The organism is Saccharibacillus sp. CPCC 101409, assembly GCF_030518235.1.
Taxonomy (GTDB): Bacteria; Bacillota; Bacilli; order Paenibacillales; family Paenibacillaceae; genus Saccharibacillus.
In genome coordinates, this window is the sequence record NZ_JAULSA010000009.1 from 190,494 (window position 1) to 213,012 (window position 22,519).

The following is a 22,519-nucleotide window of genomic DNA, read 5'->3' on the forward strand; positions in this document are numbered from 1 at the left end:
TGGGCTTCGAAGCGAATAATTGATGATGGAGGAATGAATGCAATGACGAACGAAGAAGAAACGCGCAATGCGGAATTGCAGGACTCGTCCTTGAAAAAGATCGGGGATATCCCGATATCCGTGCTGGATCTCTCGCAGATCCTTGAAGGACATACCGCGTCGGACGCGTTCAGGGACAGCCTGGATCTGGCCCGCCGCGCGGAACAATGGGGATACAACCGCTACTGGGTAGCGGAGCATCATAATATGCCAGGCGTCGCAAGCTCGGCGACCTCGGTCGTCATCGGCTACCTGGCCGCAGGAACGTCGAAGATCCGCGTCGGAGCCGGCGGCATCATGCTGCCGAACCACGCGCCGCTGGTGATCGCCGAGCAGTTCGGCACGCTGGAATCGATGTATCCCGGCCGGATCGATCTGGGGCTCGGCCGCGCGCCGGGCAGCGACCGCCGTACTTCGCAGGCGCTGCGCCGCGATATCAACAGCGGCGAAGATTTCCCGCAGCTGCTGGAAGAACTGCGCGGCTTTTTCGACGCTTCGGCGACTTCGTACCACGCGCCGATCCGCGCCGTGCCCGGCGAAGGCTTGAATATCCCGATCTGGCTGCTGGGCTCCAGCGATTTCAGCGCGCGCCTGGCCGCCGCGCTCGGCCTGCCGTTCTCGTTCGCCGGCCACTTCTCGCCGGACTATCTCGACCGCGCGCTGCACGTCTACCGCAGCACGTTTCAACCCGGCGTGCTGGAGGCGCCTTACGTGATGCTGGGCGTGTCGATGATCGCCGCCGATACGCAGGAGCGGGCGGAATTCCTGTCCACCACCATGCAGCAGCAGGTGATCGCCCTGACCCGCGGCCGCCCGGGCAAGATCCAGCCGCCGGCCGATCTGTCGTCCCGGCTCGATCCGCTGGAACTCGCGGCTGTGCGCAAGCGCATGGAGTCCGCCGTCGTCGGCGATCCGGCGACCGTCCGCGAACGCCTCGACCTGCTGATGCAGCGCACGCAGGCCGACGAACTGATCGTGACCAGCGGCATCTACGACCACGCCGAGCGGCTTCATTCTTATGAGATCCTGGCCGGAATCGCGCTCCCGTCTCGGCAGTCCCAAACGGTAGAGTAAAATTTGACACCTACTTTTTCTTATCCTTCGAGCCGATGCGTATCCTTCAAACGCGGATTGGCTCGGGGGATTTTTATTGCCAAAAATAAATGCGAACAATTGTGCGTATTTTTTTACAAAAAACATCTTTTTGACGCGACTTGATGACATAATAATGCTATAATGAAGAAATCACGCAATGCGCAAGGAGGAAGCGGTTTGGCAAAAGGTAAAGTCGCAAAAAGGCCGACTCGCGACGAATTCGTTCTGGAAGAAATCGGGAATCAACTGACTGAGGCCTATCAGGAGCAATCCGTCGTGGAATTGACAGTCTGGGGACGGGAAGAAGCCGCCCGCGGCATGATCGTGAAGATGGACCCGAGAACGGGCCGCGTACACGTACAAAAGGGCGAAGAACTGGACAAAGTTCCGTTTATGGATATCATGGCCGTCAACTATCCGCGGGATTGATCCGCAAAGCAATCGATTCATCGAAGCGGAGCAGCCCGAGCGCTCGTTTCTCCGCCCAATCAGAAGCTCTGCCCGGTCCCCAAGCCGGATAGAGCCTTTTTTCTGCCGACGCCCGCCCACGCCATGCCGCAGTCCGCGTCGGGCGAAGCCCACGCCAAGCCGCAGTCCGCGTCGGGCGAAGCCCACGCCAAGCCGCAGTTCGCGTCGGGCGAAGCCCACGCCATGCCGCAGTTCGCGTCGGGCGAAGCCCACGCCATGCCGCAGTTCGCGTTGGGCGAAGCCCGCGCCAAAAAGCCGTGAGGAATTTATCCTCACGGCCACAACAAAAACCCGGCTGAACGCGTATACGTAGCGGAGGGGCGGGGGAAGCTGGAGAAGCGGAGCGTTCGCCTTTGAAATCGGATTTCCCCGTTTAACGGGTGCCAATTCAAGAAATCCGATTTCAACAAGCGATCGAAAGCTCCCCCGCCCCGCAGCGTCTCCCAGCGCGTCGCAGTATCTCCCAGCGCGCCCTAACCAACGTTTACACCGCCGTCACCGTCTCCTTACAAACGTCCGAGCAGTAATGGCTGTGCTCGTCCGCGCAGGACTCGCATACCAGATGCTGCAGATTGCACACCGGACAATTGACGTACACGTCGGTCGGCTCGTCGCAGTGATAACATTTGCCCACGACGCTCGGCGCCACCTGATTGATCGGAACCGAAATGCGCTCGTCGAATACATAACATTTTCCGTCGAACAGGTCGCCCTGCACCTCGGGATCTTTGCCGTAAGTCACGATGCCGCCTTCAAGCTGGGCCACATTCGCGAAGCCTTCTTCCAGCATAAAGCCGGTCAGCTTCTCGCAGCGGATGCCGCCCGTGCAGTAGGTCAGGATCGTTTTGTCCTTGTGCTCGGACATATTGTCGCGAATCCACTGCGGAAAATCGCGGAACGAGTCGATATCCGGACGGATCGCGCCTCGGAAGTGGCCCAGATCGTACTCGTAATCGGTGCGTCCGTCCAGCACGATCACCTCTTCTTTTTGCAGCTGCTCGTGAAACTCTTTCGGAGACAGGCGCGTACCGAATTGAACGTTCGGATCGAGTTCTTTTTCATACCGGAACGTCACCAGCTCTTCTTTATGGCGCACGAAGATTTTCTTGAACGCATGTTCTTCGGATTCGTCGATCTTGAACACCGTGTCCGCAAAGCGCGGGTCGGCCGTCAGTGCCTGCATATAACGTTCGGTCTGCTCGTACGTGCCGGACAGCGTGCCGTTGATGCCTTCGCTCGCGATCAGGATGCGTCCTTTGACGCCCAGGTCCTTGCAGTACTGCAAATGCTCGGCCGTAAACGTCTCGGGATCGTCGATACGCACGAATTTATAGAACAGCAAAATGCGGTAAGGTTGTTTTTCCATAACGTTATCACCTGAAATTCCATTGATTTTTGCCGCCGCTTCCTGTAGGATGCTGGCGTGCAACTTAAAATTTTAGACTTTTTATCGGTTTTCGTCAATCGGAACGGATTGCGGTTCAAACGGGTTCGCGGACGAAAAACCGGATTATCCATAGATTGCAGCACGGGGGCCGCCCCTAGCACAGAAATAAGGAGAGTTAACACAATGACTTCGCAAAAAGAAATGTTCGACCGTCTCTGCCGCAGCGGTGTGGATTTGGCCGCGTATTCGACTTATGAGATCGGCGGGGAAGCCGCGCATCTGGCGCTGCCCCGCTCAACCGAGGAAGTGGCTCTGCTGCTGGACGGAGCGCGTACGAGAGGATTGAATCCGTATCTGTTCGGCATGGGCTCCAACACCCTTTTCCCGGATGCGCCGGACCCGGACATGCTGTTTTTCTCGCTCAAGGAGCATATCGAGTTCAAACTGCTGCCGGGCCGCCTGTTCGTATCCGCGGGCACGCCGATGACGCTGCTGGCGCTGTTCGGGCTGTATACGGGCATCGACTCGTTCGATTTTACTTTCCTGCTGCCGGGCACCCTCGGAGCGGGCATTTACATGAACGCCAAATATTTCAGCCACCAGATCAGCGACGTGCTGGAAACGGCTTACGTGATCGACAAGGAGCATCCGGAAAAAGGCATCGTTCCGATTCCGCTCAGCGGCTGCGAGTATGGTTATAAAACGTCCATTTTTATGCGCAGGCCGCTGATCGTCGTCGGAGCGGACCTCAAACTTCCGGTCGATCCGCAGCTGACGCCGGCGCAAACCGACGAATTGTTCGCGCGGCTGAAAGCGAAAAATTTGCCCACATCCGTACTGCCGAATTATTTCCGCCATTACACAAACGAGCTGAACGCCGCCGCCCGGGCCGGGCTGAACGTGCGCCAGGAACTGCTTGACGTGATCGCCGATCGCGGCGGCAAACTGCATTTCGACTATCCGTCCTGCGGTTCGGTGTTCAAAAACAACTATACGATCGGCGAGCCGATGGGCAAGCTGGTCGACCGGCTGGGACTGCGGGGGACCGTGCGCGGAGGCGCCAAAATCTCCGACCACCACGGCAATATCATCCAGAACCGGGGCGGCGCCAAAGCGGGCGACGTGACCGATCTGGTGAAGCTGGTGCAGGAGAAGGTAGAAGCACAGTTCGGTTTCGTACCGGAACCCGAATTGGTCATTGTCTAACTATCCGGTGATAAATTTCGACAATGTTCGGCTTTTACGCTGATTTTACAAATTAATTTGTGATTTTTACGAAATTGTGAACCTTCTCGCCGAAACTCATGCTAGAATGAGGATCAAAAGACCCGATACCAAAATCGTGCTTTGTTGAAAAATGTTTTCACAAACGGGTTTTCAAAAACAGATCCAACAGGAGGCGGTTAAGTGGGAAAGTTTTCGCGGTTGAAGTCTAAGGGAATGAAGGCTGCGCTGGCGCTATCTATGGTGGCGACGATCGAAACGGGATTGTTCGCGGTTCAACCGGTATCGGCGGAGACGGCAAGCGATCCGGCGCCGTTTATCAATGCGAAGATTGTCAACGAAAACGCCGGCAAAAAAGTGCTGTTCGACAACACGCACGCCCAGACGGCGGGCGCGGCGGACTGGGTCATCGACGGCGGCTTCTCGGACTTTGGCAACGGAATCGCCGGGGACGGCTATTACGTCAAAGAGCTGCGCAAGACTGCGCCGATTACGCTGGCCGATCTGTCGGATTACGACGTCTTCGTGATTGCGGAGCCGAACGTGCCGTACAAGACGAGCGAGCAGGCGGCCATGCTTCAATACGTGCAGCAGGGCGGAAGCATTTTCTTTATCGGCGACCACTATAACGCGGACCGCAACAAGAACCGCTGGGACGGCTCGGAAGCGATCAACGGCTACCGCCGCGGCGCCTGGACCGATCCGGCCAAAGGCATGAGCACGGAAGAGCGCAATTCCGCGGCGATGCAGGGCGTGGAAAGCTCCGACTGGCTGGCCGACAACTTCGGCGTGCGCTTCCGCTACAACGCGCTCGGCGATATCAACGCGAACAATATCGTGGCTCCCGATCAGGCATTCGGCATCACCGAAGGCGTGAGCAGCGTGGCCATGCACGCCGGCTCCACGCTGGCGATCATCGATCCGGAGAAAGCCAAAGGCATCGTATACCTGCCGAAAACGAACCAGGCCTGGGGCAATGCGGTCGACCAGGGCGTCTATAACGGCGGCGGCCTCGAAGAAGGCCCTTACGTGGCCGTCTCCAAGGTCGGTCTGGGCAAAGCGGCGTTCATCGGCGATTCTTCGCCGGTCGAAGACGCTTCGCCGAAGTATCTGCGCGAAGAAACCGGCGCGAAGAAAACGACTTACGACGGCTTCAAGGAAGTCGACGACGGTACGCTGCTGCTGAATGTGATCGACTGGCTGGCGGATCAGGAAAGCTACACCAGCCTGACCCAGGTCGAGAACCTGACGCTCGATCAGCCGACGCAGCTGCTGGCGTTCGAGGAGCCTTCGGCTTCGACCGAACCTCAGGCCGAACCTTGGGCGGCTCCGGCGGCCGGCTACAAATGGTGGGACGCTTCGACGTTCAAGCCGGGCTCTTACGGTTCGACCGTTTCGGTCTCGAACCCGGAATACAGCCTGGTGCACCAGGATCCGCTGCCGAACGCGGAGCAGTTCCAGATCCGCGTCCAGCTCGACAACCTGGCGCCTAACGCGACGCTGTCCGGCTACAGCGCCGGCATCTACGTAACCGGAGGCACACAGGTCGCCATGATCCAGAACGCGGACGGTACCTGGCCGACTTCGTACGGCTACAGCCAGACGTTCAGCGTAACGGCCGATGCCAACGGCTTCGCTTACAAAGACCTGAACGTGCGCATCAAGCCGGGTTCCAGCGGCGCCGCGAGCCTGCGCCTGCGCCAGAACGGCACGAACCTGCTGACCAAGAGCGTCACGCTGGCGAATGTGCCGGCGCAGCCGCTGCCGGAAGTCGAAGAGCCGGGCAGCCAGATTCCGGAGCTGAGCACAATCTCTTCGGCCCGCACGCAGTCCGAAGGCACGGTCGTGACGCTTGAAGGCGTCGTAACGACCGAGCCGGGCGCTTTCGGCGGCCAGGCTTTCTATCTCCAGGACGAAACAGGCGGGATCTACGTTTACCAGAGCCAGAGCGGATTTCATCAGGGGGACAAGATCCGCGTAACGGCTCCGCTGGCGCTGTACAACTCCGAGCTGGAACTTACGACGCCGGTGGCGATCGAGAAGACCGGAACAGCCGATCTGCCGGCTCCGGCAGCCGCAGAGGCGGTAACGGCCGCCAATCAGGGCCAGCTGATCCAACTGAAGAACGTAACGGTGGAGAATGTGGTTTCCGCAACGCCGACGGGATCGTTTGAATTCGACGCCGTATCGGACAACGGAACGACGCATGTCCGCGTCGACGGCCGCACCGGCCTGACGCAGAGCCAATTTACTTTCTCCGCAGGCGATAAAGTCGATATTACGGGCATAGCCGCCATTTTCAAAGACGTGTTCCAACTCAAACCGCGCGGCGCGGCCGATATCGTCGAAGCCGCCGGCGTGGAAGAGCCTCCGGTGGACGGACCGGCGACCGCCGCTCCGGGCAAGCCGGTCCTGATGGACGACAACGGCCACGATAACGGTCTTCGGGACGGCAGCTACAACGTCATCATGAATCTGTGGTGGGGCAACAACGGTTCTTCGTACAAACTGTACGAAGAAGGCCAGCTGATCAGCAGCGGTTCGCTGAAAGACGCTTCCCCGAACGCGCAGCAGGTCGTCGTTCCGGTGACCGGCAAGAAAAACGGTACGTATAATTACGTCGTCGAGCTGACCAACCGCTTCGGCACGAGCAAGAGCGAGCAGCTGAAAGTCAAAGTAACCGACGCTTCGCCAGGCGAAGGCGTATTGTCCGACGACAACTGGGACGGCGACGGCAGCTACAAAGTGACGATGAATCTGTGGTGGGGAACGAATGCTACCCAGTACGAATTGTACGAGAACGGCAAACTCATCGATACGCAGGATCTGACGGCGGCAACGCCGGCGGCTCAGCGCGCCGTGACCGAGATTGCCGGCAAAGCTCCGGGCATCTACGCGTATAAAGCCGTCCTGAAAAATGCGGCCGGCGAAACCGACACTTCGGTTCTGCGGGTGAAAGTGAATACCCTCAAACAGCAGCACGCTTCGTAAAGCTTGCTTATCTCTGAGCAGTACCGAGAAAAACAAACCGGCGCTATCATTTGATCCCAAATGATAGCGCCGGTTTTTCTTTGCGCGCACGCAAGAGTAATTCGGAATTTTATTTTAAAACAGATATTTTTTATAAACCGGCAAGCCGATTTCCAATTATTAAGCCTGATATATCAATGTTTTTGATTTCTTTTGAAACCATTGGTTTTTCTAACGATAAGGCATTGAAAGATAATCGAAATATGCTATTCTGAGCTAAATAACCGGTTCTGCCAGTCCGCTTTGCCTGCTGTTCGTAAATAAGAACCGCTGTTATAATAAATCAAACGGAGCTGATCAGGTTGGAGCTGCTGGACCCGTACACGGACAAAGACGCTCCGCAAGAGAAACAGTCGATTCTCGATATTCGAGCCAAAACGATTGAAGGCGAACTTATCAATGTGGAGATGCAGCTGTTCAATCAATTCGATATGGAGAAAAGAACGTTGTATTACTGGAGTAAACAGTATTCAGGCCAGCTGCTTCGCGGTCAAACTTACGATATGCTCAAACGCTGCATCACAATCAATATTGTCAATTTCTCTTTACTTGATAATGAACTTTACCATAACGTTTTCCATTTAAGCGAAGATCGGACCGGGATTCCACTTACGGACGATATCGAAATTCATTTTCTGGAACTCACCAAGCTTAGCGCAGAGACGGTCGTCGTAAAGGACGCGGGGCTTGCAAACTGGCTGCTTTTTTTGAAAAATGCGAAAGATGCGGACAAATCCCAACTGGAGGTGCTGAGCATGAGCGAACCGAAACTGGACAAAGCGCTGGATACGCTGGAAGTGTTGAGTCAGGACGAAGAAGCTCGTCAGCGTTATTACGACCGGCAGAAGTTTCTGATGGACGAAGCTTCGCGAATCAAAGCTGCGCGTACGGCCGAATCCCGCGGCCTTGAAAAAGGCATAGAGCTGGGCAGAGCCCAAGGCGAAAAAGAAGGCAAAAAAGTGGTGGCGCTCGGCATGCTGGGAATGGATCTCGACGAGCAGATCATAGCCAAAGCGACCGGTCTGGAACTGGAGGAAATCCGCAATCTGCGCGGCGATAACCGGTAAGCCGGACGACGCTTTAAGAAATTGGCGATTGTTTGGTCTCTTCTTCTTCGGGTAAAGGAAGGTACAAGGGAAGAAGGAGGAGATCATGATGGACCGAATTTATCGCAGACCGAACAAAACCGACGATTCCGAATTCATGAGCCGCGCTTCCAATCGTAGATGGATGAAGCTGGGTCCCGCCGTGCTGGTCGCGGCGCTGGCTCTGAACGGCTGTGGAACGTCGCCCGGCAACGCCCCGGACGAAGCGAACGCCCCGTCCGACGCGGCAACCGAAGACGGCGGCGCGCACGGAGCGGCCGCGGGCACCGGCGAACAGCCGGATGCGGCGGCAAGCGCCGAAATAGAAAAAGAACCGGCGGACAATTCCGCCGGCGGCTCGAACGATTCCGAGTCGACGCCGGCGGACGATTCGAAGGAAGGCGATCAGCCGGACAGCAACGCCGCCGATCCGGAAGGCGTCGTCGATCAGGTGCGCGCGCAGTTGAAACTCGCGGACGCCGAGCTGCCGACGAAGTTCGAGCTGGCGGAAGGCAAATATCTGACCGCTTCGATCGAGAAAAACGAGGAAAATGCGTTCAATGTCGTGTTCTACGAAACGGAAGAGCCGGTTCCGGTGGACGACGATTCGTTGAACCCGGACGAATCGACGCCGATCCTTGCGATCTATAACGCCGAAACGTACGACGATCCGACAAGTGTGAAAGACATCTTTTTCGATGCCGGCGATCTCGACAATATCCCGCAGGAGATGGCGGTGGATCTGGGACACGATATCGTCGGGATGCAGGAAGGCGCTGCCGGCACGCAGTACCTGAGCTGGAAAGAAGGGCGCTGGGTGCTTCAAGTTAAGTCGCTCAGCTTAGACGAAATGGATCAGCCGGGCATCGCGAAGAAAATGGTCGATTACCTGGAAGGGCATTCGCTGCCCGCTCCGGACGATGCCGGACGGGTGCGGGCGGAATATGCCGAAGGCGGCGACCGCGTGCGCAATCTGGTGGCCTGGAACAAAGGCGACGTCGTCTATCAGATCGATACCGATCATGTGCCGCTGGAAGCCCTGGCGATGGCTGTATCGGTTAAATAGATCGGGGGAGTTTCCAAGCGGGAATTTCCATCCAATAAAAGCATCGGCAGCCGCCGGTGCTTTTTGTCGCACGCTCTCATCGGGTTCCGGCTGCCGCATTTCCCGCCCCGGCTGCCGCCGCGCTTTTTGCCTCGACTTTGCTTCAAAGCCGGCGCCGATGGTAGGATAAAAAAACAAGTCTGCCGGCTGTACGGCGGACGGATAACGGGGGACAACGGTATGGCAGCATTCAACGTATTCGACGTTTCGGCCGCGCTGATCGAACGTATCCGGCGGGATTACGCCGACGATGTAGCGATCGCCGCTTATTACGGTTCTTATTTGGACGGTACGGCGACGGAGCGCTCCGATCTCGATTTTTTCTTTATTCCGGCGACGCCGGCCGGCCATAAAGCCGGACTTGCATTTATTCTGAATGGAATCAGCTTCGATTTCTGGCCGATCAGCTGGGAGCGGGCGGGCTGCATGGCGCGAATGGAAGACGCCAAAGCCGGCATCCTGGCCGACTGCAAGCTGCTGTACGTCCGTTCGGACGAAGACCTGGAGCGTTTCAATCAGCTGAAACACCAGCTTAAAGACATACGTTCCTTCGAAGGAGACGCCGAATTTGCCAGCCGCGCCCGGCAGCGTTTGAACGATGCCTATCCTTGCCTGTACGAGCTGCGGCGCGGCGGAGCGGGGCAGGAACTTTCCTTATGCCGGCAGATGGCTTTCGAAGTCATGGCACCGGCGCTAGAAGCGCTGGCGCTGCTCAACCGGACGACTTATAACAAAGGCTGGGGCCGCAATTTGTCGCAGATGTTCGACTTTGCGATTCGTCCCGAAAAGTTCGAAGCGACGTTGGAACTCATCTTGCGCAGCGCGAATATTCCCGAAGTGATCGCCGCCTGCGAGCGGCTGGTCGACGAGGTCGCGGAACTGATTCGGCGTCAGCTGGCGCGGTATGAGACAGAACCCGATTACCCGCAGCGTGGCGAAGGATTTTTTGAAGAGTTCAAAGGCATACTGGACAAAGTGCAGTCCGCCTGCGAACGCCGCGATTACGAGCTGGCGTTCTTCTCGGCGGTCCAGGCCGACAGCGAGCTGAACCGCTTTCTCGTGTTCTGCGAAACGGGAACCTGGAAATTCGGCCGCATCGCTGCCGAAGAAGGAAGAAAGATCGCCGAACGCGCCAAACTTCCGGCGCTGACCCCGCTGCTGGACCCGGACAATCTGTTCGCCCTGCAATCCGCCGCCCATATGCTGGAGACCTTTCTCGAACGTTATCTGCGCGAACAAGGCGTCGAAATCCGCAGATTCGACAACCTTGAGCCGTTCCGCCGGTTTCTGCTGGACACGGAATAAACGACAGGTCGCATTTCCGCAGCCGCAAACCCAAATCCAAACCGCAAAAACAAAATCGAAAAACCGCGGAATTATTTTCCGCGGTGAATATGTTGGAAAAGTCCGTTTTGATAAATAGCTGCATAAGCGGAGAGAGAAATTCAGTGAAGGAACGATAGTGATCGCCTTTGAAATCGGGAAGAGTCCACTTTAAAATCCAATCAGTCTTCCCGATTTCAACACGCGACCGGAACGAATTTCTCTCGCAGCCTTTACAGCTTCTTTACGAATAGGACTTTATCAACACCAACCGCGGAATTCACTTCCGCGGTTTTTTCGCATGTAAAAACCATCCTCAAATACGATTGACAGTTATGTACATAATGTATATATTGAACATATACAAAGTGCTCGATGGCGGATTCTACTCCACCAACGCCAGGCACAGGGAGGACAGCCATGAATATCCTGATTTCCAATTCGTCCGGCGAACCTATTTATGCGCAGATCGTCGCCCAGATCCGGCAGTCTATTATACAGGGAGAGCTCGAAGCGGGCGCGGCACTTCCGTCGATCCGGCAGCTGGCGAAAAATTTGCAGATCAGCGTCATTACCACCAAGCGGGCTTACGAAGAACTGGAGCGCGAAGGGCTGATCGATTCAATGGTCGGAAAAGGATCGTTCGTCTCCGGCATCAATCGGGAATTCATTCGCGAACAGCGGCTCAAAGCGCTGGAAGCCAAGCTGGCCGAGGCGGCGGAAGAAAGCCGCGCGCTGCAAATCGGCAGGGACGAGCTGCTGCATATGCTGTCCATGATCTACGAGGGGGAAGAGTCATGAGTGAAGCGGTTAAAGTTTCGGACGTCGGCAAGCGTTACGGTTCGTTTGAACTGCAAGGAATCGATTTTAGCGTACGGCAGGGCTTTATCACCGGTTTGATCGGACCGAACGGCTCGGGCAAAAGCACGCTGATTCGCATGATGATGCAGATGGTCCGTCCGGACAGCGGCAGTATCGAACTGTTTGGGCACCGGCTGGCCGGCGAATCGGCGCAGCTGCGCGAGCGGATCGGTTACGTATCGGACGAGAACTATTTCTACGATCATCTGACCATCAAGCGGATGAAAAAGATTCTGTCGCCGTTTTACGGCAGCTGGGACGAGGAGAAGTTTCGCGGTTATCTGGAACGGTTCGAGCTGTCCGAGAACAAGAAGATCAAAGAATTGTCCAAAGGCATGAAGATGAAGTTCTCGCTCGCCGTCGCCCTGTCGCATTCCGCCGATCTGCTGATTATGGACGAACCGACGGCGGGCCTCGACCCGGTGTTCCGGCGCGAACTGCTGGACCTTTTGACCGAGGAGATCCAGGACGACACGCGTTCGATCCTGTTCTCCAGCCATATCACAAACGACCTTGATCGGATCGCCGACTATATCGTGTTCGTCAATAAAGGCCGGCTCGTATTCGACGAAACCAAAGACGATGTGCTGGAACGGCATGTGCTGGTCAAAGGCGGCAAAGAGCTGCTGGACGACGATGTGCGCGGGCTGTTTACCGGAATCCGGGAGACGGACGTCGGTTTCGAAGGACTGGTCTCCGACCGCGCGGCGGCTCAGCGGGCTTTCGGCGATCTGGCGCTGCTGGAGCGGCCGTCGCTGGAGGAGATCGTGTATTTTACAAGCAAAGGAGCGGCCGCGTATGTCTAATATCGCTTACTTGATCCGCAAAGATATCCTGCTCGTTTATCGCTATATGCTGGTGCTGATTCCGCTATTGGGGTATATGGCTTTTCTTCAAACAGGCGGGTTTATGTATTACGCGGTTCTGCCGTCGGCGATGATGCTGATTACCGCCTGCACGCTCGAAATTCAGCCGGCGAATCAGCGCTTTATCGCAAGTCTTCCCGTCAGCCGCCGCCGGATCGTACTGGCCAGATACGCAAGCGTTCTTCCTTATACCCTGATCGGAATTGCACTGGGTCTCATGATGAAAATAGTCGCGGAACTGCTGGGACAACCGATATCGGCCGTTCACTGGCAGGAATCCGTCGCGGTGCTCGGGATCAACCTGCTGCTCGCCTCTGTGTTTCTCCCGCTCTACTATTGGCTGGGACCGAAAGGCATGCAGGCCGTCCGGCTCGCATTCATTGTACTGGTCATCGTCGGCAGCACCACGTTTGGTTATCTGCTGAAAGATTCGCTCACCATGCAGCGCTGGATTAACGACGGCGTCTGGCGCGCAGCGCCCGGACTTTTGATCGCCATGCTTTCGATTGTCCTGCTGCTGATCTTGTCGCTGCTTCTATCGTGGCGGCTGTATGAACGAAGAGATGTATAAACGCTTCAACCCATAGTCGAGAAGATCGTACAGCCGCGTAAAGGAGGGACGAGCGATGCGGAATATCGTGTATCTGGTCCGTAAAGATGTGCTGATGAGCTATCCTTATCTGCTGATGATGCTTCCTATCCGCCAAGCTTGTACATTCACCGAGAACTTTAACCGCTGCCGTCCCTCCGAACGAAACGAAGAACCGCTTTTCGCGAAACGCTTTTCCTTCCACAACGAAGTTTGAAGATCTGAAAGATTTCGATTTGTAAAGAAAGCCAATTAGCGGAGGGAGATATTCAGTGTAGGAGCGATAGCGTTCGCCTTTGAAATTGGGAAGATTCCACATAAAAATCCAATCAGTCTTCCCAATTTCAACACGCGACCGAAACGAATATCTCCCGCAGCGCCTAAGCTTCTTTTACGAACAGGAACTTTAAGATCTAAGAAACTTCAAAATTTGTCAAACGTCCGGGTAAGCTCTATACTTAAAGTGACCGATATTCAGGGTAGGACGATATTTTAAAGGCTGCCGGTCGCGGGACTGCCGGGTGCGCCCTGACAGAGAGGAACGAAAAAGACTTATCATGGACAACAAAGCTTTGAGTTTGCCAGGCGGCCGTGTGCCGATGGAACAGTTCAAGTCGTTTCGCGACGAGATCACCCGTTTTATGATGACCTACAAGTTTGCGCTCGACGAGATGGAAACGAAGATCGACATTCTCAAGCAGGAATTCCAGACGCTGCACGACTACAGCCCGATCGAACACACCAAGTCGCGTCTGAAGTCGCCGGAAAGCATCGTCAACAAGCTGATCCGCAAAAATCACGAGGTTTCCCTGGACTCGATCAAGCAGCATATCCGCGATATCGCGGGCCTGCGCATTACATGCTCGTTTATTTCCGACATTTACAAAGTCAGCGAGATGCTTCAGCAGCAGGACGATCTTAACGTGCTGGAAATCAAAGACTATATCTCCAATCCCAAAGGAAACGGATATCGCAGCCTGCATCTGCTGGTGGAAGTGCCGGTATTTCTGTCCGACCGCACGGAGCGCGTCTGCGTGGAACTTCAGATCCGCACGATCGCGATGGACTTCTGGGCCAGTCTGGAGCACAAGATCTTCTATAAATACAATCAGGACGTGCCGGAGGAACTGCTCGGCGAACTGAAAGCGGCGGCCGACTCGGCCTACTCGCTGGATCAGCAGATGGAGCGCCTCCAGCATGAAGTCCAGGCGATCAAGGACGCGCACGACGCCGAAGAACGCGAGCTGCTGCAAACGATCAAGATCAACGGACAGCAGTTTCAGCTTCCGGGCTCGCTGCTCGATATTCTGGGGCAGTAACGAACAAACCGTAACAGGCCAATCGGAGTTCTTCCGGATTGGTCTTTTTTTCCTATAAAACAGGACAAAAGGTCGATAAAATCATTGATTTTAGCTCGCCGCCGCCTTAGTATAGGGTTACTTGGAATTTTTCCGAACATGGGACCGGCGGTCTGGGGCTTATACGCCTCACACGGCCCATAAGCCGAATATTGCCGTGAAAGGAAGGGGTCACCTTGCCGGAACCATATCTACAACCAGGGTCCGACGCGCAGTCGCTGCCGGACTGGGGTTTGCTCTTCCGTCGGACGGAGTCGGGGAGCGGCGGGCACGAAGAGTTCGAACATGCGCTCGACATCCTGGAAATTCTGCCTTATCGCGACATCAATGCGGCGGTCGCGCCGGTCCAGCAGGCGCTGACCGTGGCCGCCGCCCTGGATCGCGAAGATCTGCTGCAGCGGGTTCGCCTCGTGCATGCCGATATTATCAGCCGGCAGGGCAAGGTCGCCGAGAGCGGCCGCCTGATCCGCAAGATCAACGCCTGGGCGGAAGAGTGCGGGAACGAATACGTCCTGGCGCGCAGCCATCGTCTGCTGGCCAGCTTCTTCCGGCGCGTCGGCGATCACGACAGCGCGCTCGAACATGCGCTGCGCGCGCTCAAGCATCTGCCGAGCGGCGTCGCGCCGGCCACCCGCGCCGACCATCTGATGATCCTGGCGCTGGCGCTGGACGAATCGGGTTCGTTCGAAGACGCCCGGCAGCGCTTTGAAGAAGTGCTGCAAATCGCAAGCGAAACGGGCGATGTGCAGTTTGCGCTGTACGCGCTGAACAATATGGCCTATACCTATTACGACCTGGGCGATCTGGAAGCCGCGTCGAGACTGATCGGGCAAATCCGCGAATTGTCCGAACGCCACGGATTTCCGCTGATCGCGCTGCTGCTCGATACGATCGCCAAAGGCGAAATTCTGCTCGGCCATCCGGAAGAAGCGGAGAAAACGCTGTTCCCGGTGCTGAACGATCCGACCCAGCGCCAGCTCAGCGAATTGGTCTCGCTGCCCGAATGTATGCTGACTGTGTCGCAGGCCCAGATTCTGCAGGGCAAGCTGGACGAAGCGCAGGTCACGCTCGACGAAGCGCGGCATCTGTGCGACGAGCACGGCCTGACCGGGCTGTGCGTCCAGGTCCGGCTGCGCCAGGCGGAGCTGCACGCCGCGGCCGGGCATTACAAAGAGGCCTACGAAGAACACCGCTTGTTCCATGCGGAGTCGGAAACGCTGCGCTCGACCGAGCGCGAAGCGAAAGCCCGCATCTTTCAGGCGGTGTTCGAAGCGGAGGAAGCGCGCCGCAGCAGCGAGCATTTCCGCGAGATGGCGCTGCGCGATCCGCTGACCGGTTTGCGCAACCGCCGCTTTATCGACGGGCATATCGATGCGCTGCTGGCCGAAGCGAGAGGCACGAGCACGCCGCTGACCGTGGCGATCATCGACCTGGATTACTTCAAGCGGATCAACGATACGCTGTCGCACGAAGTGGGCGACACGGTGCTGATTCACGTCGCCAAGATCCTGTCGGTGACGGTCGCCGAACCGGCGGTCGTCGCCCGGCTCGGCGGCGAGGAATTCGTCGCCGTGTTCCCGCGAACGGCCGAGCGCAGGGGGCGCGAACTGGCGGGGCGGCTGTGCCACGCGATCCGCACGGCGGACTGGAGCCCGATTACCGGCAGACTGCCGGTAACGGCCAGCATCGGCGTGCATACGGTGCGGGGCGGCGATATCGGCCGCGCCGAGCTGCTGTCGACGGCCGATCGCCGGCTGTACGCGGCCAAGCGTTCCGGCAAGGACCGGGTCGTGGCCGACTGCTGATTTTTGGAACTTAAGACTCGATCGCTCAGCCGCAGACGGGCCAACCGGCCCCGCTGCGGCTGTTTGCCGTGCTGTGCCGGACGGTGGCGAGTCCCGCGGCGGAGAGCGCGGGCGACCTTTTCGAAAAAGGGCGGTTTTGGAGATTGGACGGGACATGGTGTTTAATAAGGGGAAGAGAAGCGGAAAAGGAGGAAGCCTCATGGACAAAAAAGTGCTGGTCGTCGACGACGAACCGGGTATCCGCAGCGCCATATCCTACGCGCTGAGGCGCGAAGGATACGAAGTGGAGACGGCGGCCGACGGGGAGGAAGCGCTGCGCAGGGTCGAGGAGTTCGGGCCGTCCGTGCTGGTGCTCGACGTAATGATGCCGAAGATGGACGGTTACGAAGTCTGCCGCCGCCTGGAGAACCGCAGCGGAATCGGCATTATCCTGCTGACGGTCAAGAACGACATGATCGACAAGATCGTCGGGCTGGAGCTGGGCGCGGATGACTACATGACCAAACCGTTCGAGATCCGCGAGGTGCTGGCCCGGGTGAAAGCGCTGCTGCGGCGTTTGGAGAAAAACGGCGCTCCGGCGGCGGGCGAGGCTTCCGAAGGATCGGACAAAAGCGAAGCGGACGGCGAAGAAGCGGGCGACCGCATAGAGCTGGGGCAGCTGCGCATCCGCATCTCGCACCGCACGGCCGAACTCGGCGGCCAAGAGCTGGAATTGACGCCCAAAGAGTTCGATCTGCTGACGCTGCTCGTGTCCCGCCCAGCCCGGGTGTTCACGCGCGACGAACTGCTCGACCGGGTATGGAGCATGGACTACGCCGGCGGCACGCGCACGGTGGATATCCATGTGCAGCGGCTGCGCAAAAAGCTGGGCGACGAGCATCAGACGCTGCTGCAAACGGTATACGGGGTCGGCTATAAAGCGGCTGCGCCGCCCAGAGACGATTCCGCCGGAGCGCCCGCATGAAGATCGGCATCCGGCTCAAGTTCACGCTTTTTCTGGCGGTGCTGCTGATCCTGAGCGTCGGACTGCTGAGCTGGCTGGTGCTGCGCGGCATCCAGGATAACCAGACGGCGCAGATCGAAGAAGTGCTCGCCAGACAAACGCAGCTTGCCAACTTGAGACTCAAGCAGGAATATTATACGGAAACGCCGCAGATCGAAGCTTCGTCGTTCTACAACCGCGAAGGCGTCAGGCTGGCGAGCGAGCTGGCCGACCTGACGGGCATGCCGGTAACGCTGTATGCCAAAGACCGCAGCGTGCTGGGCTCGTCGGTCCGCGCGGCCAGGGGCCAGACCGGGCAGCTGCAGGGCGCGGATCTGGAATCGCTGGATTACGCGCTTGCCGGGCAGATCGCTTATTTCAAGCAGGCGGAAGATCCGGATACGCTGCTGTACTTTGCGCCGGTGGAAGGGCCGGAAGGGCAGATCGGGGCGATCCGTTTCGATTATCCGGTCGGCAGCTACGGCACGTTCTATGACGCGATCCGGCGTTTATTCCTGGTTGTCGGGGTGTCGGTCGTACTGGCCGCTTTCCTGCTCGGTTATGCGTATTACAGCCGCTTCGCAAGCGCGATCCTGAAGCTTAAAGCGTCGGCCGACCAGATTCGGCAGGGACGTTTTCTTGCGGCGGAACCGCTGCGGCGCAGCGACGAGCTGGGCGAGCTGGGGCGGGGCATCACGTATATGAGCGGCGAGATCGAGCGCAGTATCGCGGGGCTGGAAGACGAACGGGCCAAGCTGGCGCAGGCCGTCGAACGGCTTCAGGCGCTGGAGCACCGGCAGAAGCAGTATATCGGCAATATCAGCCATGAATTCAAAACGCCGCTGACCACGATCAAAGCGTATACGGAACTGCTGGAGATGTACGGCGACGACCCGCAGCTCCTGGGCGAAGCGCGAGGCAGTATCGGCAAAGAAGCGCAGCGTTTGTACGAAATGGTGGAAAAAGTGCTGCGGCTGTCCGCGCTGGAACGCTACGACTTCGAGCTGGAAGCGTCGGAAGTGGACGTGCCCGCGGCGCTCACAGACGTCGTGTCGCGCATGCGGGGCAAAGCCGAACAGTTCGGCGTGACGCTGGAACTCGACGCGTCTCCGGCCGTCATCTGGTGCGACGCCGAAAGCTTTATGCATATCTGCACGAATTTGCTGGACAACGCGATCAAATACAACCGTCCCGGCGGATTCGCGCGGATCGAAAGCGGTCTCGACGCGGACGGAAAACGGGCGCGGCTGGTCGTGTCCAATACCGGGCTGTCGATTCCAGACGAAGCGCGGGGCAAGATCTTCGAACCGTTCTATACCGTAAACAAAGACCGCGCCCGATTGTCGGGGGGCAGCGGTCTGGGGTTGTCCCTGGTCAAGCGCTTGGTGGAAACGCAGGGCGGGCGCATCGCGCTGCTGCAAACCGAAGGCGAAGGAACGTCGTTCGAATTGAGCTTTCCGGCCGCGGAATCGGGCAAGAGCGCGGAGTAAACGCGGCAAAGCAACATTTTCGCGGCGCTTTGGAGATATTTTGGACGTATTTCCCGGCTATGCTAGAGGTATCAACCACGGGATCGGGCAGGGGAGGACGAACGAAATGGATAGGCTGAACAAAGGGAAGCGGATGATCGGCAAGGGTACGGCACAATTATCGGATCGAAAAAGAAAGCTGCGCGCCGCGCCGCTGCTGCTGGGCGGCGCGCTGACGATGGCGCTGCTCGGCGGCTGCGGCGGCGAAGAAACGGTGCGGGTCAAAAGTGGAAGCGGCGCGGAAACCGCTGCCGAGTCCAGTCCGGCTTCGGGCGCTTCGGATGCTTCCGGCGGCCAGTCCGCGGCCGTCACGGTCAAAGACAATCCGAACGAGTCGGTCTACTCCGGCCTCAAGCTGGAGAAGATCGACGAGCTGGACGAGACGCTGGGCGATACCTGGCTCGACGACAGCCGGATTGTGATCCGCAAGCCCGATCCGGACGCGGAAAAGGTCTGGATCGGCGAAACGCAGATGCAGCCGTACAGCCTGTATATCCGCGACCTGTCGACCGGCGAAGACGAACTGCTCTACGGCGGCGACGGCAGGAACTGGGGCGTGCCGCTGCTGTCGCCGGACGGCAAGCATCTGTTTATGATCAACGACAATGGAATGAGCGGCGCCGCTTATATCATGGAGATGGACAGCCGGGAGCGGACGCGGGTGGAATCCGGCGGCGAGAATGTGTCTTCGCTGGATGCGGGCTGGCTGGATAACGAACATGTCGTGTACGCCAAAGAAGGCGACGGCGGATTGTATCAAACCGATCTGTCGGGCCAAGAAACGAAGTTGACGCAGGCGTCGCAAGATGAAATCGTGATGGCCGGTTCCATGAAGGCGGCCTCCGACGGCCGGATCTATTACGGGTTGTCGAATACGGAATGGGGCATGTTCGTGTACGACAAACAGCAAGACCGGAATTCGGAAGTCGGCAGTCCCATTACCAGCCTCGCGCCTTCGCCCGACGATACCCAGCTCGCGGTAGTGAAGATCGTCGGCGATACGAAAGAAGAACTGCTGCTGACCGAACCGGGCGGCAAAGAGATCAAAACGCTGGCCGAAGGCAAAGGATTTTTCGGTTCGGGCTGGTCCCCGGACGGCAAACGCCTGGCGTATATCGTGACGTCGAACGGGAATTCCGGCAAAAACGGCTTCTATATCGCGGACGCCGACACCGGCGAATCGTTCCTGCTGTCGCCGGACCTGGCGGACGCGGGCGGCGAGATGAAGTGGAATCCGTCCGGCACCAAGATTATGGTGACCAAGTCGGAGTGGGTGACGGGGAAACTGGAGGCGAAGACGACGATTGTGACGGTTTCATGGTGAGGGCGGGGCGTACGATTGCACGGCCGCGGATGTTGGGGAAGTCCTATTCGTAAAAAAGGCCGTAGAGGCTGCCAGGGCGTGTCTTCAAACCTCGATGGAAGCAGATTTGCAGACACGCCCTAGGCAGGGTCGATTGGAATGAAAGCTCGGGGAAAGGTCTGGAGAAATAAAGCGAGCGGTAAGATGAATCTAAAATAGCTGCGTATAGGCCATTATTCAGGCTTAATCTTACGTTTTCGAGAAAATAACGTCGCTCATACATTTATTTCGAGCTTTTCCGCTTCGATTCGGCTTTTGGCTCCCGAATAGCTGCCCCTGCGTCGCTATTTGAAAAAACCGAAGCACTTTGCCTGAAATAAGTGTACCTGTGCCGCTATTTTCCGTTTGGAACAATATCAGGCTTGCTCAACAACCTGAAGCCCGTACAAAAGTACGGGCTTTTTGAGTTGGGAAAAGATGGAGAGGACACGGGACAGGGGGAGCCGCCAGTCGGCGGCAAAACAGCAGCGGTCGATCCGTTGACGGAACACGGATCGGCCGCTGCTGTTTGTTTTTTTAAAAGCAGAAACCCGAGAAAATCAAAGCGTCCCCGCATCTTTCGCGGTATAGAACGACGGATAGATCGGGCGGTAGTTCAGCTCGTTCCGAATACGGGTCGTATCGACAACCATGCCCCAGGGATTGAACTCCTGCTCGTGCGCTTCCGGAGGTAGCTGGGCGCCATGCAGCCGGAACAGTTCTTCGGCGGTGATCGGCGCGTCGTCGCCGACGTTGTAGATGCGGCCGTCGATGCCCTGCGCTGTAGACGCAAGCATCAGCGCCTGACTCACGTCCGCGTGATGCGCCATATGCATGCGCTGAGCCGGATTCCAGCCGCGCAGCATCGGCAGAATATCCGTGATGTGCGGATCGCCTTCCCCGTAGACAAACGGAAGCCGCACGATGCGAAGTCCCAGCCCCTGTTCGCGGTGCAGCGACAGCAGGGCGGCTTCCGCTTCGATCTTGCTTTGCGGATAGGCGGCGGACACCGGACTCAATTCGTCGTCTTCGAGATGGGGTCTGTGACGATTCGCATTGCCGTAGACATTGTTGGTGCTGGAGAAGACGAATCTCGGCACTTCGGCCGTCAACGCGGCGTCGGCCAGCGCGATCGCGCCGTCCAGATTCGAAATGCGCGTCGTCTGATCGTCCACCCCGCGGAACTGCGCCGCCAGATGCACGATTACGTCGCAGCCGCGGAGGGCGTCGAGATACGTTTCCGGCTTCGCCAGCTCGCCTTCCACAATCTCCGCTCCCTGCCGCTGCAGACTTTCCGCTTTGGCGGCGTCGCGGACCAGCAGCTTGACGCGGTGACCGCGCTGAAGCATGCGCGGCGCGAAGCGGCTGCCGACTTTACCTGTTGCTCCCGTGATAAAAAAGTTCATCTCTCATCCTCCTAAGTTTTTCAAACGGTATATGTGCAGTATAATAAAAGCGGCAGAACGCTTCCTTCCTGCGTTTATCGTACGACTGGGAGTGTCAGGTTAAACAGAAGGAGGAAGCGGAACATGGAAGAAGCTTTTGCGGGGATGTCGCTGGGCGACTTTTTGCGATCGCGCCGCGAGCGTCTGACCCCGGAAGAAGTCGGGCTGGTGTCTTACGGGCGCCGCCGGACTCCCGGACTGCGAAGAGAAGAAGTGGCGCAGCTTGCTTATATCGGGACGTCCTGGTATACCTCTTTGGAGCAGGGGAGAAACGTCAATCCTTCCGAAGAAGTATTGAATCATATCGCCGAAGCGCTGCGGTTGAACGAAGGCGAGCGCCGTCATCTGCATCTGCTGGCCAGAGCCGGGGAACCGGAGCGGACGCGGGCGGAAGACCGGCGGGTCGATGCGGGGCTTGAGCGGATGATCCAGGCGTTCGATCCCAACCCGGCTTTCGTGCTCGGAAGATGCTGGGACCTGCTGATCTGGAACCGGGCCGCCGAGATCCTGTTCCGGCTGCCGTCTTTTTCGGGCGCCGGGCGGCCGGATTTGAACTGGATGCGAATGTTCTTGTCGGACTGGAACCCGAGGTTGAGGTCGGACGATTGGGAAGACCGGGTCGGCGATATGATTGCGCGTTTTCGCGCGGATTACGCCCATTTCCCGAACGATCCGGGTTTCGAAAATCTGATCGATGAATTTATGCGCAGCAGCCCGGCGTTTCGCGAGAAATGGCCGCTGCACGACGTGCAGTCCGCCACCGATCATCTGAAGCGGGGATTCGATCCTTTGCTCGGTGAGATGGAGTTCGAGCATATGACCCTGCGGCTGCCGACCCATCCGGACCTGAAGATCATGACGTATATGGCTTCCCCGGCCACGGCCGGCCGCCTGCGGGAGCTGGTCGACGTCGGGCTCGGCCGGCAGTCCGAATCGCAGCGCGTTTAACCGAATATGCGGCCCCCGCGGAATCCGCCGCGGGGGCC

General features: G+C 57.9%; 20 protein-coding genes. 18 read left to right on the forward strand and 2 right to left on the reverse strand.

The window, feature by feature from the left end; genetic code table 11:
- The first annotated feature begins 42 nt into the window (after nucleotides 1-42).
- From QWJ34_RS18795 to QWJ34_RS18805, 3 genes are all read left to right on the forward strand, one after another.
- Nucleotides 43-1,113: an LLM class flavin-dependent oxidoreductase gene (locus tag QWJ34_RS18795; protein WP_302730208.1), complete on the forward strand. Its 1,071-nt coding sequence runs from the start codon at nucleotides 43-45 to the stop codon at nucleotides 1,111-1,113.
- A 198-nt stretch (nucleotides 1,114-1,311) separates the two neighbouring features.
- Nucleotides 1,312-1,563: a YolD-like family protein gene (locus QWJ34_RS18800; protein ID WP_302730210.1), complete on the forward strand. Its 252-nt coding sequence runs from the start codon at nucleotides 1,312-1,314 to the stop codon at nucleotides 1,561-1,563.
- A 123-nt stretch (nucleotides 1,564-1,686) separates the two neighbouring features.
- Entirely contained in the window at nucleotides 1,687-1,863 is a 177-nt protein-coding gene (locus QWJ34_RS18805; protein WP_302730212.1) for a hypothetical protein, read from the forward strand.
- Between the two features lie 223 nt (nucleotides 1,864-2,086).
- Here the strand turns inward: QWJ34_RS18805 and trhO are convergent, their stop codons facing one another.
- Nucleotides 2,087-2,968 carry an oxygen-dependent tRNA uridine(34) hydroxylase TrhO gene (trhO, locus tag QWJ34_RS18810; RefSeq protein WP_302730213.1) on the reverse strand — a complete coding sequence of 294 codons (882 nt, stop codon included), beginning with the start codon at nucleotides 2,966-2,968 and terminating at the stop codon, nucleotides 2,087-2,089.
- Nucleotides 2,969-3,172: 204 nt separating this feature from the next.
- On the opposite strand from trhO, the gene QWJ34_RS18815 reads away from it, so the two are divergent.
- The 14 genes from QWJ34_RS18815 to QWJ34_RS18880 all read left to right on the forward strand — a co-directional run bounded on the left by QWJ34_RS18815 (nucleotide 3,173) and on the right by QWJ34_RS18880 (nucleotide 20,070).
- Nucleotides 3,173-4,195, forward strand: coding sequence for a UDP-N-acetylmuramate dehydrogenase (locus QWJ34_RS18815; protein ID WP_302730214.1), 1,023 nt, complete (start codon nucleotides 3,173-3,175; stop codon nucleotides 4,193-4,195).
- A gap of 201 nt (nucleotides 4,196-4,396) precedes the next feature.
- Nucleotides 4,397-7,204 (forward strand): chitinase N-terminal domain-containing protein, encoded by a 2,808-nt coding sequence (locus tag QWJ34_RS18820; RefSeq protein ID WP_302730215.1) that lies wholly within the window; start codon nucleotides 4,397-4,399, stop codon nucleotides 7,202-7,204.
- Between the two features lie 317 nt (nucleotides 7,205-7,521).
- The gene (locus QWJ34_RS18825; RefSeq protein WP_368046870.1) at nucleotides 7,522-8,310 is read left to right on the forward strand and encodes an Rpn family recombination-promoting nuclease/putative transposase; all 789 of its coding nucleotides are present in this window, start codon (nucleotides 7,522-7,524) and stop codon (nucleotides 8,308-8,310) included.
- 88 nt (nucleotides 8,311-8,398) lie between these two features.
- Nucleotides 8,399-9,394, forward strand: coding sequence for a hypothetical protein (locus tag QWJ34_RS18830; protein WP_302730216.1), 996 nt, complete (start codon nucleotides 8,399-8,401; stop codon nucleotides 9,392-9,394).
- A gap of 219 nt (nucleotides 9,395-9,613) precedes the next feature.
- Nucleotides 9,614-10,738: a nucleotidyltransferase domain-containing protein gene (locus QWJ34_RS18835; RefSeq protein WP_302730218.1), complete on the forward strand. Its 1,125-nt coding sequence runs from the start codon at nucleotides 9,614-9,616 to the stop codon at nucleotides 10,736-10,738.
- 438 nt (nucleotides 10,739-11,176) lie between these two features.
- The gene (locus QWJ34_RS18840; protein WP_302730219.1) at nucleotides 11,177-11,557 is read left to right on the forward strand and encodes a GntR family transcriptional regulator; all 381 of its coding nucleotides are present in this window, start codon (nucleotides 11,177-11,179) and stop codon (nucleotides 11,555-11,557) included.
- The gene (locus tag QWJ34_RS18845; protein ID WP_302730221.1) at nucleotides 11,554-12,423 is read left to right on the forward strand and encodes an ABC transporter ATP-binding protein; all 870 of its coding nucleotides are present in this window, start codon (nucleotides 11,554-11,556) and stop codon (nucleotides 12,421-12,423) included. Before QWJ34_RS18840 ends, QWJ34_RS18845 begins: the two co-directional genes overlap by 4 nt.
- Entirely contained in the window at nucleotides 12,416-13,054 is a 639-nt protein-coding gene (locus QWJ34_RS18850) for an ABC-2 transporter permease (protein ID WP_302730223.1), read from the forward strand. Before QWJ34_RS18845 ends, QWJ34_RS18850 begins: the two co-directional genes overlap by 8 nt.
- A 55-nt stretch (nucleotides 13,055-13,109) precedes the next feature.
- On the forward strand, nucleotides 13,110-13,289 hold the full coding sequence (locus QWJ34_RS18855) for a hypothetical protein (RefSeq protein WP_302730225.1): 180 nt from the start codon (nucleotides 13,110-13,112) through the stop codon (nucleotides 13,287-13,289).
- Nucleotides 13,290-13,671: 382 nt separating this feature from the next.
- Nucleotides 13,672-14,391 (forward strand): GTP pyrophosphokinase, encoded by a 720-nt coding sequence (locus QWJ34_RS18860; protein WP_302730226.1) that lies wholly within the window; start codon nucleotides 13,672-13,674, stop codon nucleotides 14,389-14,391.
- 215 nt (nucleotides 14,392-14,606) lie between these two features.
- On the forward strand, nucleotides 14,607-16,235 hold the full coding sequence (locus tag QWJ34_RS18865; protein ID WP_302730228.1) for a tetratricopeptide repeat-containing diguanylate cyclase: 1,629 nt from the start codon (nucleotides 14,607-14,609) through the stop codon (nucleotides 16,233-16,235).
- A gap of 199 nt (nucleotides 16,236-16,434) precedes the next feature.
- A complete protein-coding gene (locus QWJ34_RS18870) occupies nucleotides 16,435-17,199 on the forward strand; it encodes a response regulator transcription factor (protein WP_302730229.1) in 765 nt (254 codons plus the stop codon).
- Nucleotides 17,196-18,707 (forward strand): sensor histidine kinase, encoded by a 1,512-nt coding sequence (locus QWJ34_RS18875; RefSeq protein ID WP_302730230.1) that lies wholly within the window; start codon nucleotides 17,196-17,198, stop codon nucleotides 18,705-18,707. Before QWJ34_RS18870 ends, QWJ34_RS18875 begins: the two co-directional genes overlap by 4 nt.
- Before the next feature lie 106 nt (nucleotides 18,708-18,813).
- Nucleotides 18,814-20,070, forward strand: coding sequence for a hypothetical protein (locus QWJ34_RS18880; RefSeq protein WP_302730231.1), 1,257 nt, complete (start codon nucleotides 18,814-18,816; stop codon nucleotides 20,068-20,070).
- Between the two features lie 578 nt (nucleotides 20,071-20,648).
- Here QWJ34_RS18880 and QWJ34_RS18885 read toward each other — a convergent pair.
- Entirely contained in the window at nucleotides 20,649-21,494 is an 846-nt protein-coding gene (locus QWJ34_RS18885; RefSeq protein WP_302730232.1) for an NAD-dependent epimerase/dehydratase family protein, read from the reverse strand.
- A gap of 123 nt (nucleotides 21,495-21,617) precedes the next feature.
- On the opposite strand from QWJ34_RS18885, the gene QWJ34_RS18890 reads away from it, so the two are divergent.
- A complete protein-coding gene (locus QWJ34_RS18890) occupies nucleotides 21,618-22,481 on the forward strand; it encodes a helix-turn-helix transcriptional regulator (protein WP_302730233.1) in 864 nt (287 codons plus the stop codon).
- Nucleotides 22,482-22,519: the final 38 nt, after the last annotated feature.

Excerpts from the sequence above, each read along its gene's own strand:
- QWJ34_RS18795 (WP_302730208.1), top strand. The coding sequence starts at position 43 with ATGACGAACGAAGAAGAAACGCGCAATGCGGAATTGCAGGACTCGTCC.
- QWJ34_RS18805 (WP_302730212.1), top strand. The coding sequence starts at position 1,687 with ATGCCGCAGTCCGCGTCGGGCGAAGCCCACGCCAAGCCGCAGTCCGCG.
- trhO (WP_302730213.1), bottom strand. The coding sequence starts at position 2,968 with ATGGAAAAACAACCTTACCGCATTTTGCTGTTCTATAAATTCGTGCGT.
- QWJ34_RS18815 (WP_302730214.1), top strand. The coding sequence starts at position 3,173 with ATGACTTCGCAAAAAGAAATGTTCGACCGTCTCTGCCGCAGCGGTGTG.
- QWJ34_RS18830 (WP_302730216.1), top strand. The coding sequence starts at position 8,399 with ATGGACCGAATTTATCGCAGACCGAACAAAACCGACGATTCCGAATTC.
- QWJ34_RS18835 (WP_302730218.1), top strand. The coding sequence starts at position 9,614 with ATGGCAGCATTCAACGTATTCGACGTTTCGGCCGCGCTGATCGAACGT.
- QWJ34_RS18840 (WP_302730219.1), top strand. The coding sequence starts at position 11,177 with ATGAATATCCTGATTTCCAATTCGTCCGGCGAACCTATTTATGCGCAG.
- QWJ34_RS18845 (WP_302730221.1), top strand. The coding sequence starts at position 11,554 with ATGAGTGAAGCGGTTAAAGTTTCGGACGTCGGCAAGCGTTACGGTTCG.
- QWJ34_RS18850 (WP_302730223.1), top strand. The coding sequence starts at position 12,416 with ATGTCTAATATCGCTTACTTGATCCGCAAAGATATCCTGCTCGTTTAT.
- QWJ34_RS18855 (WP_302730225.1), top strand. The coding sequence starts at position 13,110 with ATGCGGAATATCGTGTATCTGGTCCGTAAAGATGTGCTGATGAGCTAT.
- QWJ34_RS18860 (WP_302730226.1), top strand. The coding sequence starts at position 13,672 with ATGGAACAGTTCAAGTCGTTTCGCGACGAGATCACCCGTTTTATGATG.
- QWJ34_RS18870 (WP_302730229.1), top strand. The coding sequence starts at position 16,435 with ATGGACAAAAAAGTGCTGGTCGTCGACGACGAACCGGGTATCCGCAGC.
- QWJ34_RS18875 (WP_302730230.1), top strand. The coding sequence starts at position 17,196 with ATGAAGATCGGCATCCGGCTCAAGTTCACGCTTTTTCTGGCGGTGCTG.
- QWJ34_RS18880 (WP_302730231.1), top strand. The coding sequence starts at position 18,814 with ATGGATAGGCTGAACAAAGGGAAGCGGATGATCGGCAAGGGTACGGCA.
- QWJ34_RS18885 (WP_302730232.1), bottom strand. The coding sequence starts at position 21,494 with ATGAACTTTTTTATCACGGGAGCAACAGGTAAAGTCGGCAGCCGCTTC.
- QWJ34_RS18890 (WP_302730233.1), top strand. The coding sequence starts at position 21,618 with ATGGAAGAAGCTTTTGCGGGGATGTCGCTGGGCGACTTTTTGCGATCG.